The 15253-nt window shown below is 47.2% G+C and carries 13 protein-coding genes; 6 read left to right on the forward strand and 7 right to left on the reverse strand.

The window, feature by feature from the left end; genetic code table 11:
• Nucleotides 1-57 precede the first annotated feature (57 nt).
• Nucleotides 58-585, reverse strand: coding sequence for a non-heme ferritin (gene ftnA, locus R7127_RS20360; RefSeq protein WP_005379167.1), 528 nt, complete (start codon nucleotides 583-585; stop codon nucleotides 58-60).
• 282 nt (nucleotides 586-867) lie between these two features.
• Here ftnA and uspA point away from each other — a divergent pair, with 282 nt between their 5' ends.
• The gene (gene uspA, locus R7127_RS20365; protein WP_005379165.1) at nucleotides 868-1293 is read left to right on the forward strand and encodes a universal stress protein UspA; all 426 of its coding nucleotides are present in this window, start codon (nucleotides 868-870) and stop codon (nucleotides 1291-1293) included.
• Nucleotides 1294-1357: 64 nt separating this feature from the next.
• The gene (locus tag R7127_RS20370; RefSeq protein ID WP_017821112.1) at nucleotides 1358-2236 is read left to right on the forward strand and encodes a carboxylate/amino acid/amine transporter; all 879 of its coding nucleotides are present in this window, start codon (nucleotides 1358-1360) and stop codon (nucleotides 2234-2236) included.
• 68 nt (nucleotides 2237-2304) lie between these two features.
• Here R7127_RS20370 and R7127_RS20375 read toward each other — a convergent pair whose 3' ends face one another.
• The 3 genes from R7127_RS20375 to R7127_RS20385 form a co-directional block, all read right to left on the reverse strand.
• Nucleotides 2305-2877 (reverse strand): hypothetical protein, encoded by a 573-nt coding sequence (locus R7127_RS20375; protein WP_213967730.1) that lies wholly within the window; start codon nucleotides 2875-2877, stop codon nucleotides 2305-2307.
• Nucleotides 2878-3063: 186 nt separating this feature from the next.
• Nucleotides 3064-3843, reverse strand: coding sequence for a class I SAM-dependent methyltransferase (locus tag R7127_RS20380; protein ID WP_005379162.1), 780 nt, complete (start codon nucleotides 3841-3843; stop codon nucleotides 3064-3066).
• A gap of 89 nt (nucleotides 3844-3932) precedes the next feature.
• Nucleotides 3933-7058 (reverse strand): EAL domain-containing protein, encoded by a 3126-nt coding sequence (locus R7127_RS20385; protein ID WP_258457918.1) that lies wholly within the window; start codon nucleotides 7056-7058, stop codon nucleotides 3933-3935.
• Between the two features lie 113 nt (nucleotides 7059-7171).
• Between R7127_RS20385 and asnC the strand changes: the two genes are divergently transcribed.
• On the forward strand, nucleotides 7172-7636 hold the full coding sequence (gene asnC, locus R7127_RS20390) for a transcriptional regulator AsnC (protein ID WP_005389595.1): 465 nt from the start codon (nucleotides 7172-7174) through the stop codon (nucleotides 7634-7636).
• A gap of 66 nt (nucleotides 7637-7702) precedes the next feature.
• Here asnC and prlC read toward each other — a convergent pair whose 3' ends face one another.
• On the reverse strand, nucleotides 7703-9745 hold the full coding sequence (gene prlC / locus R7127_RS20395; protein WP_318141898.1) for an oligopeptidase A: 2043 nt from the start codon (nucleotides 9743-9745) through the stop codon (nucleotides 7703-7705).
• 399 nt (nucleotides 9746-10144) lie between these two features.
• On the opposite strand from prlC, the gene R7127_RS20400 reads away from it, so the two are divergent.
• Together R7127_RS20400 and gorA are read left to right on the forward strand one after the other, a co-directional pair.
• A complete protein-coding gene (locus R7127_RS20400) occupies nucleotides 10145-10984 on the forward strand; it encodes a 23S rRNA (adenine(2030)-N(6))-methyltransferase RlmJ (RefSeq protein ID WP_203345749.1) in 840 nt (279 codons plus the stop codon).
• A gap of 259 nt (nucleotides 10985-11243) precedes the next feature.
• Entirely contained in the window at nucleotides 11244-12599 is a 1356-nt protein-coding gene (gorA, locus tag R7127_RS20405; RefSeq protein ID WP_005379157.1) for a glutathione-disulfide reductase, read from the forward strand.
• 81 nt (nucleotides 12600-12680) lie between these two features.
• Here gorA and R7127_RS20410 read toward each other — a convergent pair whose 3' ends face one another.
• A complete protein-coding gene (locus R7127_RS20410; RefSeq protein WP_005379156.1) occupies nucleotides 12681-13586 on the reverse strand; it encodes a LysR family transcriptional regulator in 906 nt (301 codons plus the stop codon).
• 120 nt (nucleotides 13587-13706) lie between these two features.
• Here R7127_RS20410 and xapA point away from each other — a divergent pair, with 120 nt between their 5' ends.
• The gene (xapA, locus tag R7127_RS20415; RefSeq protein ID WP_005379149.1) at nucleotides 13707-14531 is read left to right on the forward strand and encodes a xanthosine phosphorylase; all 825 of its coding nucleotides are present in this window, start codon (nucleotides 13707-13709) and stop codon (nucleotides 14529-14531) included.
• A 105-nt stretch (nucleotides 14532-14636) separates the two neighbouring features.
• Here xapA and R7127_RS20420 read toward each other — a convergent pair whose 3' ends face one another.
• Nucleotides 14637-15248 (reverse strand): bifunctional 4-hydroxy-2-oxoglutarate aldolase/2-dehydro-3-deoxy-phosphogluconate aldolase, encoded by a 612-nt coding sequence (locus R7127_RS20420; RefSeq protein ID WP_005379148.1) that lies wholly within the window; start codon nucleotides 15246-15248, stop codon nucleotides 14637-14639.
• Nucleotides 15249-15253: the final 5 nt, after the last annotated feature.

A 15253-nucleotide genomic window follows, 5' to 3' on the forward strand; every position in this document is an offset into this window, starting at 1 on the left:
GAAAAAGACGATCAACACTTCGTCTTTACCCGCTACTTACAACGTCCCAAAACGCGTTTACGCAGCTGGAGCATCCATGATTGAAGATGAACCTTCTTTCGCCATTTGTGCTAGATCTTTGTCAATGAAGAACAACGCTTTACCGTCTTCACCTACCAGTTCGATCTTATCTAAAATCCCTTTAAACAACTTCTCTTCTTCGTGCTGTTCTGACACGTACCACTGTAGGAAGTTAAACGTTGAGTAGTCTTGGCTAGTAAATGCAACGTGCGCCAGTTTGTTGATTTTTTCCGTGATCATTTGCTCATGTTCAAATGTCTCGCGGAAAACGTCACCTAGGCTCGCAAAGTCATGCTTTGGCGCATCAATAGCGCCTAAGATTGGCATTGAGCCAGTTTCACTCACGTAAGTGAATAGGCGTTGCATGTGCTCCATTTCTTCTACGGCGTGAGCGCGTAAAAATTCAGCCGCACCTTCAAAACCTTTGTCTTCACACCAAGCACTCATTTGTAAGTATAGATTGGATGAGAAAAATTCTAGGTTAATTTGCTCATTCAATTGTTCGACCATAGTTTGAGACAGCATGTTAACTCCTATTATTGTGCATGCAATATACCCAAGTAACCTCGAAATAAGTGACGCTGCGAGAATAGCTTGGTCCGGCAGACACGGCGAAGTTTCACTTCAACTCTAGTCAGTAACACTACGCTTATTTCAGCATATCAAAGTCACTTGGGTATAACGCCACTATAACATGATTACTGAGACAAGACTTTGTACCTACGGCACCGATATGAGATCACTTCAGCAAATTTTTTTTGGGGTTGGTGCTAATCTAAAACTATGACCTTACAAGGAGATAGCAATATGAGTTACAAACACATACTTGTGGCAGTCGACCTTTCAGACGACAGTAAAGTGTTGATTAAGAAAGCCGTATCACTGGCTAAACCTCTGGATGCGAAAGTCTCTTTTATTCACATCGACGTGAACTACGCAGAACTCTACACCGGGCTTATCGATATCAATATGGCAGAAGCGCAACATCAAGCAATGGAAGCATCGCGCACACAATTGGCAAACTTCGCTGAATATGCGCAATACCCAATTGCCCATACTTTAGTCGGTAGTGGCGATTTGAGTAATGAGCTGTGCGATACCATTCAAGACTACAGTATCGATTTGGTGGTTTGTGGTCATCACCAAGATTTCTGGAGCAAGATTCTATCTTCGACTCGACAGCTGATTAACTGCTCACCAGTCGATATGCTGGTCGTACCGCTAAAAGACTGATTGGCGCAACGATAAAACTTGGTTAGACTGCGGGCACATTTGTTGTTGATAAAGATTCTCATCCATGGCTTATCTATCCGCAGTTACCCTACTTTGGGCATTCTCATTTAGCCTGATCGGCGTTTACCTCGCCGGTCAGGTTGATTCTTGGTTCTCGGTGTTCATGCGCGTGGCACTGGCGAGCCTGGTTTTCATTCCCTTTTTGAAATTCCGTGGCGTTAGCAAATCCCTAATCGCGAAACTGATGACTGTCGGTGGCTTCCAGCTCGGTTTGATGTATTGCTTCTACTACCAATCTTTTTTGCTCCTTTCCGTGCCAGAAGTATTGCTGTTCACCGTATTCACACCCATTTACGTCACGCTCATCTATGACTTCTTGAAGGGTCGCTTTTCACCTTGGTACTTAGTTACCGCAGCAATAGCCGTATTTGGTGCCGCCTGGATTAAATTTGCAGGCATTAATGAAGATTTCCTACTGGGCTTCTTGGTCGTACAAGGAGCAAACCTCTGCTTTGCCATCGGTCAGGTGGGCTACAAATATATCATGGAGAGTGAACCCGTCGATTTGCCACAACACACCGTGTTTGGCTACTTCTACTTAGGTGCACTTTGTGTAGCAACCGTGGCTTTCGCGCTCATGGGTAACCTCGACAAACTACCTACCACTGCAACACAATGGGGCATTCTGACATACCTTGGGTTGATTGCTTCTGGTTTTGGTTACTTTGCTTGGAACAAAGGCGCGACTATGGTGAACGCAGGTGCACTGGCAGTAATGAACAATGCATTGGTTCCGGCGGGCTTGATTGTAAACATTGTGATTTGGAACCGCGATGTTGATGTCATGCGACTCGCCATTGGCGGTGCGATCATCATGCTATCCCTATGGATTAACGAAACCTGGGTGAAAAAGCGCGTAGAGATGAGCTACGCCAATAAGTAACGCAGCTAATCCTATAAACATTTCGACAATAAAAAACGCTCTCCGACTGGAGAGCGTTTTTTGTTTGATTAATGCACTTTGGCTTGTGAGATTGCGTTCATCAAAGTATTAGGTGGCGTTGGCAGCAACACTTCTAGTTTCGCATTGCGCGCTTCAAGCTTGCGCTGACGCTTAAGTAACTTTTGTTGTTTTTTCGCCACTTTTAGTAACTTCTTTTGCTGCTTATAGTGCTTTTTCAGTGCTTTTTTCGCTTTCTTGAGCGATTTTTTATCCGCTAAATCAAACCATACTGGTGCGTCGGCTCTTACTGGCTCCAGAGATTTTTCGGCTTGTTTTTTCTCTTTCACACGCTCAACAACACGCTTCACAATCGCGGCTTTTTCGTTGCTTTGTTTAGTGGTCACTGGAATCGCTTGTGATGGCAGAGCTTCAACCAATAAGCCACATGCTTGTTGCTCACTCAGTGGCTTGTCTTGGCATTTTTGTGGAGGAATTGCGGCTGGCTTACAAAGGGTATCTTTGGCCGATGAAGAGCGTGCGCAAGAACGACAAACGAATTTTGGTGCGACAACTAAACGATGGATATCACCAAGTTCTGCCGCGATCTGTTTGCGACTCATTTTACATAAACGTTTAGCCATTCTACTACTCCAGCTTCCCAGTTATCGACCGCATCACAACAAGTGAAATAATAATAATTCTTAGTTAGATATACAGTCAGGGAAGGGAATTAGCAAGAGAAAACTATCAATAGAGACGAGGAAAGAGAGGCTGAGTCACAGCACGACACACCGTACTGTGACAAGAAAAGTTGAGCCGTCAGGAAGTTATGCCATCGATGCTTTAACATAGACATCGAAGCGATTTTTTTTCGTTTCAATCGCCATGGTCGGTTTTTTCTCGTTCAGCCAGTTAGCATAGTCTGGGCGTTTAACTACTACACGCTTTGTGGCTAACGCCATGGCTGGTTCTAGCAAACCATCGGCGTCCAAATCGGCGCCAACCAACGATTGGAAAACGCGCATTTCTTTTTTTACGAGCGCCGACTTCTTTTTATTTTCTGGGTGCGGATACATCGGGTCAAGGTACACCACATCTGGCTGGACAAAGTCTTTATCTTGCGCCAATTGTTCCAGCGCATCATGGCTAGAAGCATGGATTAGCGACATGCGCTCAGATACCCAGGTGCCAATTTCTGGGTCTTGTTTCGCTCGATCCAAGCCATCATCTAACAAAGCCGCTACGACTGGATGACGCTCGACCATCTGCACTTTACAACCTAGCGAGGCGAGCACAAACGCATCACGACCAAGACCTGCCGTGCCATCTAACACGGTTGGCGTTGCCCCTTTGTTCAAACCCGCCGCTTTCGCAATTGCCTGGCCTTTACCACCACCGAACTTGCGACGATGACCGACCGCACCACCAATTAAATCCACAAAGATTGCACCCAGCTTTGGCTCATCCACTTTACGTAGCTCCAAACGCTCGGTGGTTAGCACCAAAGCAAAATCGCTATCGTCAGTGTGTGAAAGCTGCCAACGCGCAGCGAGTTCATCAAGATGAGATTGTTGAGACGGGTTTTCACAGATCAATTGCAGTTGCAAAAGGAGGCTCCAATAAAAATCGAGGTAACTGGCGCTGAGTGTATACCTAAGTTACCTATTAATGCTAGGTTGAGCTTGCTACGAAGAGGTTATACAACCGTCAGTTGCTCCACTAGCTCAGAAAGCGGCTTAGGATGACCAATACCGTAGCCTTGACCGTAGTCCACACCGAGGTCTATCAAATGCTGCATGACCTGGTCATTTTCGACAAACTCCGCCACCGTCACTTTGCCGAGCTGTTTCGCCAAGTCATTGATTGAACGAACCATCACGCGGTCCATTTCATTTACGTTGATATCTTGCACGAAAAGACCATCAATTTTCACGATATCGACAGGAAGTTTCTTTAAGTAACCAAATGAAGACAATCCAGATCCGAAATCATCCAATGCAATCATGCAACCCAAAGACTTTAGCTTGGTAAACAACTCAATGGCTTGATCCAGATTGCTCATCGCCGCTGTCTCGGTGATTTCTAAGCAGATTTTTTCACACGGCAGAGTCGAACTTTCCAATCGCTCCAATAAGAAGTCAATAAACTCTTGATTCCCCATAGATTGACCTGAAAGGTTTATCGAACAGCGACCAAGCTGTTCAACCACCTCAGGACGCTGTTCAAACCACTCTAGCGTTTGAGTAATAACCTGCTTATCAATCCAATGGGCAATGTTGTAACGCTCGGAAGCAGGGATAAACAGCGCAGGAGAAACATAATCACCGTACCCATTGCGAATACGCACCAAAATCTCAAAATACATTTGAGTCTCGTGCTTTTGTAAGCTTTTTATCGGTTGAGCAAACAGTTCTAAACGTTGATTCGACAATGCCTCATGCACCAAATTGACGCTCTGCATTTCCATCTGACGACGCTGCAACTCTTCGTTATCTAAGCTGAATAGATTATAGCGATTACGGCCTTGCTCTTTAGCGGCGTGACAAGCAGAGTCTGCTTGAGCGTGCACCATTTGTGGCGTATCAGCGGTATGATCGATGATACGGATACCAATTGAGCAACTGATGAACAGGCGTGTGTCTTCCCAAATAAAGAGGTGTTCGCTTAGTGTCGAGATGATCAGTTTGGCAATATTGATGGCGCCATATTCGTCACAGTCTTTGAGTAACACCGCAAACTCATCGCCTCCCATTCGAGCCAAGATGGAATTGTACGGCAGAACGCCTTCCAGCATACTGGCGCAGAATTGAATCGCCGCATCACCTGCATCATGCCCAACCGTATCATTGAGGACTTTTAGTTGATCTAAGTCGAGGTACAACATGGCGTGGACTCGACGATGGCTGTCCACTTCGCACAGTGCGGTCTTAAGCTCTAGTTCAAAATGGTTTCTGTTGTAAGTCCCCGTCAGTAAGTCATAGCGAGCTTGGTATTCCAATTTCTCGGAGAGCAGTTTGGTTTCGGTAATATCTTCGCCCACAATCAGCAGTTGCTCAGATTCACTCAGCGGACGAATATTCTCGCGCACCCAAACACGATGACCATTTGCATGACGATACTCGACTTCACGTCGCCAAACACCATGCACTTGCTGGTTGGGTTGCAATAACACTTGGCGAGGGAACAGCACTTTGTCATCAAAATAGAACTCCCTCAGGCGATGTCCGAGCATGTCCATCGGTTTGTAGCCAAGAAGTAGTTGAGCAAATCGATTCACTTCTTGAATTCGGTTATTACTATCAAGCGTCACCATCATCACGGGCTGCTGCTCATAATAGTTGCGTAGGGTTGACTCACGTTGGTAGAGCTTGTCCTCCATCAATTTACGACTGGTAATATCGCGCGCTTCAAACAAGTATTGCTTATGATTCCCTACTTGCTGAGAAAAAGGCTTGAGCGAAACTTCTAACACCAATGCGCCGTGTTCTTTACTCCAAATTTCAGCTTCAAACGTCGACACTTGATGGTGAGGCGCGTGGAAATACTCCTCAAGCAACGCTTGTGCTTTTTCACTCCAGTTGGGGTGAAACCAAAGTGGTCGGTCTAAACGCAGTCCTTGGTGATAAAGTAAGGATTGAAGGTGATCGTTGCCCGATTTAAGCACACCGTTGGCATCCAAAATGCCCATATACTGCATGCTCTGATCGAAAATCGATTCTAGAATAGCCTGGCTTTCTCGCGCAGCGCTCTCACTGCGACGCATCCGCTGTAAATAATAACCCATCAGCAAAATGACCACCGACATCACCACAAACAGGCTACCAAACAGGCGAATTTCCTTGGCAAAACGTTCAGAAAGCTTCATTGGCTTATTAAAAAATACCGCAGAAACCTCTTGTTCAGCCCCCAATCCCCAACGCGCTACCGCTTGGTAATCGAGCTTTATTTCAGAATCACTTTTTTTCACCGCAGGCAGAGGCTGATCAGGGTTATCCAAAACGAATTCAAGCATCTCTGCGCTCTCAATACCATGCCGATAACCACTTTGAATAACCCCTCCAACTGCGCCATGACCCAAACCAATGTCATGCACCATAAACAGCGGCGCGTTTGAGACTTTGTTGACACCAACCCAGTCACGCTCGCTGCCAACCATACCTTGTTTATCTCGGTAATAGGTCCAGAACAAGACGACTTTATCGGAACTCAGTTTTGCGACTTGTTGTTTTAGATCGATGATACTGTCTGGGACAACTTGTACGATTTTGTCTCGATATTGCGGGAACTTGAGGACAAAATTGTCGATTTGATAACGCAACACCTCACCGGTCACCGAGTGGTCACTGACGATGAGAACTTGTGTGTAGTTCGGATGTAAGCGCTCAATAAGAGCGAGATTCGCTTCCAAATCGACATCTTCCATGACTCCGGTTGCATTCAGAGAACGATGTAAAGAAGGATGGTAGTTATTAATGCCGTTAAATATAACTGGGGTGTCTTTGATGATTGGGGCTAAACGCTGCATGAGTTCAAGCGCATTGTTATCGCTCACTAAAATGGCATCGAATCGCTCTTTGCGTAATTTCGTAAGATATAAGGATTTTAGTTGTGCAAAAAACTGCTCACTCTGGTTACGTTTCGAGTCTAGATAGAGCACACGCATGTCCAGCGCTCGATCGCCCAGCTGTTGCTCGATGCCTCGCTGTATGGAGTCCGTCCAGAAAAAACCCTGATGATAGGAGTGCACGACCAACACCTTCGGATCTGAGGCCGTAGCAAACGCGCTCCAACATAGCGCGGCAATAACCAGAAAACGCTGCACATTATCTCCATAGCTCGGAGTTAACCCGCAGTTACTCCTGCCAAACCTTGTGAATCCTATCCGCTATGAGTATAAAAGGGAGGTAAAACTCTATCCCTAACGGAAATCATAGTATGAATGCGAGCCTGCCGAAACTCGACGACCTTGACCGCGCAATATTAAAAACACTGATGGCTGACGCCAGAACGCCCTACGCAGAAATGGCAAAGCAGTTCGATGTCAGCCCTGCCACTATCCATGTGCGTATCGAGAAGATGAAGTCGGCTGACATCATCGAGGGAACGGAGGTGATCATCAATACCAAAAAGCTTGGCTACGATGTGTGCTGCTTTATTGGTATTAACCTCAATGCAGCTCGTGATTACCACTCCGCGTTAGAAAAACTCAACGCGCTCGACGAAGTCGTTGAAGCTTACTACACCACGGGCGCGTATAACATATTCGTCAAATTGATGTGCAAATCGATTGAAGAGCTGCAATTTGTACTGATCGACAAGCTGCAAGCCATTGATGAGGTTCAGTCCACGGAGACATTGATATCGTTGCAGAACCCGATCAACCGAAACGTAAATCCGTAAAATTTTTTATAAAAACTGTACAAAAAAGGCCAACCGAACGGTTGGCCTTGATGTTTTTTGCTCAATTTACGCCGCAATACCCGAATGGCGCAACAGTGCATCGATTTGTGGCTCGCGGCCACGGAAGCGCTTAAACAGCTCCATTGGCTCTTCACTGCCCCCCATTTCTAGAATGTTGTTCAGGAAGCTTAGACCCGTCTCTTTGTTGAAGATGCCTTCTTCTTCAAAGCGAGAATACGCGTCTGACGACAGCACTTCAGCCCACAGGTAGCTGTAGTAACCCGCACTGTAGCCACCAGCAAAAATATGGCCGAAGCTGTGTGAGAAACGCGCCCACTCAACCGCAGGAACTACCGCGACTTTCTCTTTCACTTTCGCCAGAGTTTCCAGTACACGCGCACCCACTTCAGGGTCATATTCGGTGTGAAGCGTGAAATCGAACAAGCCGAATTCTAGCTGACGCAAAATACCCATCGCAGATTGGAAGTTTTTCGCTGCGAGCATTTTGTCTAGCATCGCTTTAGGTAGCGGCTCACCTGTCTCATAGTGACCAGAAATGAACGCCAGCGCATCCTCTTCCCAACACCAGTTTTCTAGGAACTGACTTGGTAGCTCAACCGCATCCCAAGGCACGCCATTAATACCTGAAACAGCACCTGTATCAACTTGCGTCAACATGTGGTGGATTCCATGACCAAACTCATGGAATAGCGTCACGACTTCATCGTGCGTGAACAGTGCTGGTTTGTCGCCCACTGGACGGTTGAAGTTACACGTTAGATACGCAACCGGCGTTTGCAGCTCGCCAGATAGCGTAACGCGACGACCACGACAATCATCCATCCACGCGCCGCCACGTTTGTGTTCACGAGCGTAGAGATCTAGGTAGAAACTGCCACGGAGTGTGCCTTCAGCATCAAAGATATCGAAAAAGCGCACGGACTCATGCCAAGTGTCTACGCCTTCGCGCTCAGTAACGGTCATGCCAAACACGCGGTTTAGCACTTCAAACAGACCGCTCACGACTTTTGACTCTGGGAAGTATGGGCGCAGTTCTTCATCCGAAATTTGGAACAGGTACTGCTTTTGTTTCTCGCTGTAGTAAGCGATATCCCAAACGTTCAGCTCTTCAACACCAAACTCACTTTTCGCAAACTGACGTAACTCTTCGACTTCACGTTCACCTTGCGGTTTCGCTCGTGTCGCTAGGTCATTCAGGAAGCCCAGCACTTGATCCGGCGTTTCAGCCATCTTTGTTGCTAACGACTTTTCACTGTAAGTATTGAAACCTAGCATACGTGAAATTTCATGGCGCAGTTTTAGCTGCTCAGTAATGATTTCTGAGTTATCCCATTTGCCTGCGTTTGGACCTCGATCAGAAGCGCGCGTCACGTACGCTTCGTACACTTCTTTACGCAACTCTTGGTTATCGCAGTACGTCATGACAGGTAGGTAAGATGGGATATCTAGCGTAATGAGGTAACCATCTAACTCTTTTGCTTCTGCGGCAGCTTTCGCTGCTGCCAGCGCCGATTCTGGCATACCTGCTAGGTCTTTCTCGTCTGTGATGTGCTTGGTCCAACCCATGGTGGCATCCAGCACATTGTTAGAGAATTTAGAGCTCAGCTCAGACATACGTTTGCTGATCTCGCCGTAACGGTGCTGCTCATCGGATGGCAAACCAATGCCTGATAACTCGAAATCACGCAGTGCATCAGTGATGGTTTTCTGCTGGGCACGAGTTAACGTTGCAAATTCTTCGCTCGCTTTGATGGTTTTGTACGCTTCGTACAACCCTTTGTGCTGACCAACCCAAGTGCCGTACTCTGACAAAATTGGTAGGCAACTTTCGTAAGCTTCACGTAGCTCTTCGCTGTTCACTACCGAGTTCATGTGACCCACTGGCGACCAGATGCGGCTTAAGCGATCATCCGCTTCTTCAATTCGCGCAATCACACTGTCCCAAGTTGGGTGAGCGTTGTCTTGTAGAACTTCATCGATTTTTGCTCGGCAGTCAGCAATCGCTTGCTCAACGGCAGGCTTGATGTGTTCTGGTTTAATTTGAGAAAACGGAGGTAGGTCCGTAAACGTCAGAAGAGGATTAGACATGAATAATTCCTTTTGTGTTTTGACTCTGTGATTGCCTGTCTATTTTGTGTAGATAGGCCAACTCAATGTACAGACGAGCCAGCAACATGGATTGGGGGAGCTCCGTTCCCTTTCTCTATGCCGCGATGACCATCATATAGTCAACCAGCGCTACTCTGTCCTTGAGTCTTGTTATACCTAAATGAAATTTCACACCCTTTTGAGTGCGAGAAACTCACCTAGTTCAATTCGATTACCAATAGTAAGTGTGGGTGACTTAAAGAAATTTCAATAGCGTCCCCTTATCAGAGGAACAGATTTGATTGGAAGTTCTACATCTTTAAGTTACTTGAGTATAATACCGCCATAGAGTGAAAATCACAGACCACACTCAGCCAAAGAGTGTTTCGAGAGTTTAATTTGTTAAGTTACCGCCACAGCTTCCACGCTGGCAACCATGCCGACGTGGTCAAACACATCGTTCAAAGCCTCATTCTTGATGCGCTGAAACAAAAAGATAAGCCATTCGTTTATCACGATACCCACTCGGGTGTGGGCCGTTACGATCTGACTCACGAATGGTCTGAAAAAACGGGCGAATACAAACAAGGCATCGCACGTATTTGGGATAACCCAAGCATTCCCGAAGACATCAAAAGCTACATCGATGCCATTAAAGTGCTCAACAACGGCGAGAAGCTGCGTTACTACCCAGGCTCACCACGTGTAGCGCGCGCGCAAATCCGCCCACAAGATCGCATGGTGCTGACCGAGTTGCACCCGGCCGATCACCCATTGTTAGAGCAAGAATTCCATCGTGATCGCCAAGTGAGCATCTTCAAAGAAGACGGATTCCAACGCCTCAAAGCAAGCTTACCGCCACAAGAGCGTCGTGGTTTGGTGCTGATTGACCCACCATACGAACTCGCGAAAGAGTATCGCGATGTGGTGCGAGCGATTCATCAGAGCCATAAACGTTGGGCAACCGGTATCTACTCGATTTGGTACCCAGTGGTAAACCGTCACGACATCGAAGATATGATCGAAGGCTTGGAAGCACTGAGCATTCGTAAAATTCTGCAAATCGAGTTAGGTGTTGCACCAGATACCAACGAGCGCGGCATGACGGCATCCGGCATGATTGTGATTAACCCGCCATGGAAACTGGAAAGCCAGATGAAAGAGATTCTGCCATTCCTGCAAGATGCGATCGCACCAGCAACTGGCCACTGGAAAGTAGACTGGATTGTGCCAGAGTAAGCACTTCAGTACTGAGATCTTCAAGCGCAACGATATTCTCGTTGCGCTTTTTTATGCTCTCACCTTCTCCCTCCAATCGTGCTTATTCTTCTTTTTGTGCCTCTCATCGCTATTTGTCATAAGTATTGTCGCTTTTTCCCATTTAGGAATTAGTCGAATTCGATTTATGATAGTGGGATAACGGTGGCATTGAGTTCGGGCAAGGTCATCCCAATCTATCTATGTACCAGATAAAATTTATAAGCTCTTGGAGAAAGTAATGGCGACTCATTTTGACTATATCTGTATCGGTGGCGGCAGTGGCGGCATCGCATCTGCAAACCGTGCGGCGATGTACGGCGCGAAAGTTGCGCTAATCGAAGCTCAAGACCTTGGCGGTACCTGTGTAAACGTAGGTTGTGTACCGAAAAAAGTGATGTGGCATGGCGCGCAAATCGCAGAAGCAATGAACCTGTATGCAGAAGATTACGGTTTTGATGTCGACGTGAAAGGTTTCGACTGGAGCAAACTGGTTGAGAGCCGTCAGGCGTACATTGGTCGTATTCACCAATCTTACGATCGCGTTCTTGGCAACAATAAAGTAAACGTGATTAAAGGCTTTGCTAAGTTTGTTGACGAAAAAACTGTCGAAGTAAACGGTGAACACTACACAGCAGATCACATCCTGATCGCGGTTGGTGGTCGTCCTACTATTCCAAACATTCCAGGCGCTGAATACGGCATCGATTCAAACGGCTTCTTCGACCTAGCAGAGCAACCAAAACGCGTTGCGGTTGTGGGCGCAGGCTACATCGCAGTTGAAATTGCTGGCGTACTGCACGCGCTAGGTACAGAAACGCACCTGTTCGTACGTAAAGAGTCACCACTACGTAGCTTCGATCCAATGATCATCGATACGTTGGTTGAAGTAATGGACGCAGAAGGTCCAAAACTGCACACCCACTCTGTACCAAAAGAAGTGGTAAAAGAAGCCGATGGCAGCCTAACTCTGCACCTAGAAAACGGTGAGAGCCAAAACGTTGACCAACTGATTTGGGCAATCGGTCGTCACCCAGCAACTGACGCAATCAACCTAGCGTCAACTGGTGTTGCAACGAACGAAAAAGGTTACATTAAGGTAGACGAATACCAAGAAACCAACGTGAAAGGCATCTACTGTGTGGGTGACATCATGGAAGGCGGTATCGAGCTAACACCAGTAGCAGTGAAAGCGGGTCGTCAACTTTCTGAGCGTTTGTTCAACAACAAACCAAACGCGAAGATGGACTACGATTTGGTACCAACTGTGGTATTTAGCCACCCACCAATCGGCACTATCGGTCTTACAACGCAAGAAGCGGAAGAGAAGTACGGCAAAGACAACATCAAAGTCTACACATCTGGCTTCACGGCGATGTATACCGCCGTTACTAAGCACCGTCAACCATGTAAGATGAAGCTTGTATGTGCGGGTGAAGAAGAAACGGTTGTTGGTCTACACGGCATCGGTTTCACGGTAGATGAAATGATCCAAGGCTTCGGCGTAGCAATGAAGATGGGCGCAACCAAAGCAGACTTCGACTCTGTTGTGGCTATCCACCCGACGGGCTCAGAAGAGTTCGTAACGATGCGTTAATTGCGCGCTAATCGCATTGCTGATTTCAGCGAATCATTTGAAAAGGTCATCTTAGGATGACCTTTTTTTGTTTGCCCATGCTTAACTCGCATTCTCCAATAACGTGCGAATAAACTCGGCTTTGATAGCACTCTCCTGCTTACCGTCATGAATCAGGCATAAGTCTGCACGCAGTGATTCTTTCAGCTTGATAAAACGAATCCCATGCCAATGATGCTGAGAAAACGTCGACGGCACCAACGTCACGGTATTGCTGTTTGCTACATACGCCATCAAGGTGCTTGGCTCCACCACTTGTTTGCCAATATGGGGTGAAAAGCCTTCTTGCAGACAGGCATTGATGATGAAGTTTGCCGAGGCAGAATTCGCCAAACTCATAAACGCAAACTCACACGTCTTTAAATCTTGGAGCCGCAGCAAAGATTTGCTGGCTAACTCATGTTGCTCCGACACTGCTACCACAAACACATCTTTGCCCAAAGACACCGACTGGTACGGATAAATGTTGAGTGCATCGGCAAAACGCACGATGCCCACATCGATTTTCTTCTCGCTCAGATGCTTCTTTTGCGTCTCTGGGTTAAGGTCAAAAATGTCGGCGTGATAAGTGTCATGCTCAGCATGGAAGCGCTGTAACAAACGATCAAATCCGCCCCAAAATGCGCTACTTACCACACCAACTCGCAGGATATTTCTCTGGTTCAACCCCACTTGCTGCACTTGATTGAGCGAGACATCCAAGGTTTGAAAAATCAGTTGGCATTTGGACTCCAACAATCGTCCGGCCTCCGTTAGCATGACGTTTCTTGAATCACGCTCAAACAGTTTGACGTTAAGCACTTCTTCCAACTCTTTGATGCGATTGCTCAACGGCGAATTGGTGATATTGAGGTTCTCGGCGGCCTTAGTGAAATGCTTGGTTTGTGCGACCTCGTAAAAGTAACGCAGCATCTTCAGCGTCACGCGCTCAAATGGTTCTGACTTCATAATTGAGTCCTAGCGAATTTCATCATCCTCTTTTTAAGGATGATAGTAGCGAATAAAGCAAAGATAACCAGCGCAGAAAGTCACACAATGGAATCAACACACAACCAGAAGGTGACTAACATGAATCACGATCCAGTAATCGGCGCACTACAAACCATTCGCGAACGCAAACCAAACTTCCAACCTAAAGCGGCGTTTATTTTAGGCTCTGGCTTAGGCGTATTGGCAGACGAGCTACAAGACAAAGTGGTCATTCCATACGAAGAGCTCGAAGGCTTTCCGGTTAGCACCGTGCAAGGCCACTCTGGTGAGTTGGTACTTGGCACCATGGGCGGCGTAGACGTAGTGTGCATGAAAGGTCGCGGTCACTACTACGAACACGGCTCAATGAAGGTCATGACAACACCAGTACGCACCTTTAAAAAGCTGGGCTGTGAGTTTTTGCTCGTCACCAACGCGGCAGGTTCACTTCGCCCTGAGCGTATTGATGTCGGCTCTCTAGTGGTATTTCATGATCACATCAATACCATGCCTGAATCGCCAATGATCGGTCCGAATGATGAAGAGTACGGCCCGAGGTTCTTCAGCCTCGCCAATGCGTACGACAAAGACCTGCGCGCAGAAGCGTTTGAAGTTGGCAAAGCCAATGGTATTCACCTCAATGAAGGCGTGTTTGTCTCTTACACAGGCCCCAACTTTGAGACCGCAGCCGAAATCCGCATGATGCAAATCATCGGTGGTGATGTGGTGGGCATGTCGGTCGTGCCAGAGGTGATTTCTGCGGCGCATTGCGGCTTACCCGTATTGGCAGTGTGTGCGATCACCAACATGGCAGAAGGCTTGGGAGATGTAGAATTGTCTCACGCCCAAACATTGAAGTGCGCGAAGCTAGCCGAAGCAGATTTTATTCGCTTTATTAAGCGCTTTATGAAGCATCACTTCTAAAGCCGTTTCATTCCCAAAAGCAAAAGGGTCATCAAGTAACTTGATGACCCTTTTTCGTATCACGTTTTCTAACGTTCGCGGGCATTTCGGAGCCGTTTGTGCGTTTTACTTAACTGCGCGAACCAATTCAGCAATGCCTTCCCAATCGCCGTTGTCCATCATTGCGGTTGGCACCATCCAAGTACCGCCACAAGCCACAACCGATTTCAGCGCTAGGTAATCTTCCACGTTGGATGGGCTTACGCCACCTGTTGGCATGAATTCCACTGGGTAAACCGCCGTGAGTGCTTTCAGCATGCTTACGCCGCCTGATGGCTCAGCAGGGAAGAACTTCAACGTACGCAGACCCATTTCCATCGCTTGCTCAACCAAGCTTGGGTTGTTTACACCCGGTACGATAGTCACGCCACGTTGCTGACAGTATTTCACTGTGGTTGGGTTGAAGCCTGGGCTAACGATAAAGTCCACGCCCGCTTCGATGGCGATATCCACTTGTTCTGTAGTCAGAACGGTGCCCGCGCCAATCAACAGTTCTGGGTACGCTTCACGCATGATGCGAATCGACTCCGCCGCCGCTTCGGTGCGGAATGTCACTTCCGCACATGGTAAACCGTTTTCTACCAACACTTTTGCCAGTGGCAGAGCGTGTGCTACGTCGTTGATTGCGATAACTGGGACGATTTTGATTTCTCTTAATCGTTGTTCAAGTGTTGTCATGGGGA

It is taken from the genome of Vibrio sp. 1159, assembly GCF_033340395.1.
GTDB classification, from domain to species: Bacteria; Pseudomonadota; Gammaproteobacteria; order Enterobacterales; family Vibrionaceae; genus Vibrio; species Vibrio alginolyticus.

Excerpts from the sequence above, each read along its gene's own strand:
- ftnA (WP_005379167.1), bottom strand. The coding sequence starts at position 585 with ATGCTGTCTCAAACTATGGTCGAACAATTGAATGAGCAAATTAACCTA.
- uspA (WP_005379165.1), top strand. The coding sequence starts at position 868 with ATGAGTTACAAACACATACTTGTGGCAGTCGACCTTTCAGACGACAGT.
- R7127_RS20370 (WP_017821112.1), top strand. The coding sequence starts at position 1,358 with ATGGCTTATCTATCCGCAGTTACCCTACTTTGGGCATTCTCATTTAGC.
- R7127_RS20375 (WP_213967730.1), bottom strand. The coding sequence starts at position 2,877 with ATGGCTAAACGTTTATGTAAAATGAGTCGCAAACAGATCGCGGCAGAA.
- asnC (WP_005389595.1), top strand. The coding sequence starts at position 7,172 with ATGAATGCGAGCCTGCCGAAACTCGACGACCTTGACCGCGCAATATTA.
- prlC (WP_318141898.1), bottom strand. The coding sequence starts at position 9,745 with ATGTCTAATCCTCTTCTGACGTTTACGGACCTACCTCCGTTTTCTCAA.
- gorA (WP_005379157.1), top strand. The coding sequence starts at position 11,244 with ATGGCGACTCATTTTGACTATATCTGTATCGGTGGCGGCAGTGGCGGC.
- R7127_RS20410 (WP_005379156.1), bottom strand. The coding sequence starts at position 13,586 with ATGAAGTCAGAACCATTTGAGCGCGTGACGCTGAAGATGCTGCGTTAC.
- xapA (WP_005379149.1), top strand. The coding sequence starts at position 13,707 with ATGAATCACGATCCAGTAATCGGCGCACTACAAACCATTCGCGAACGC.
- R7127_RS20420 (WP_005379148.1), bottom strand. The coding sequence starts at position 15,248 with ATGACAACACTTGAACAACGATTAAGAGAAATCAAAATCGTCCCAGTT.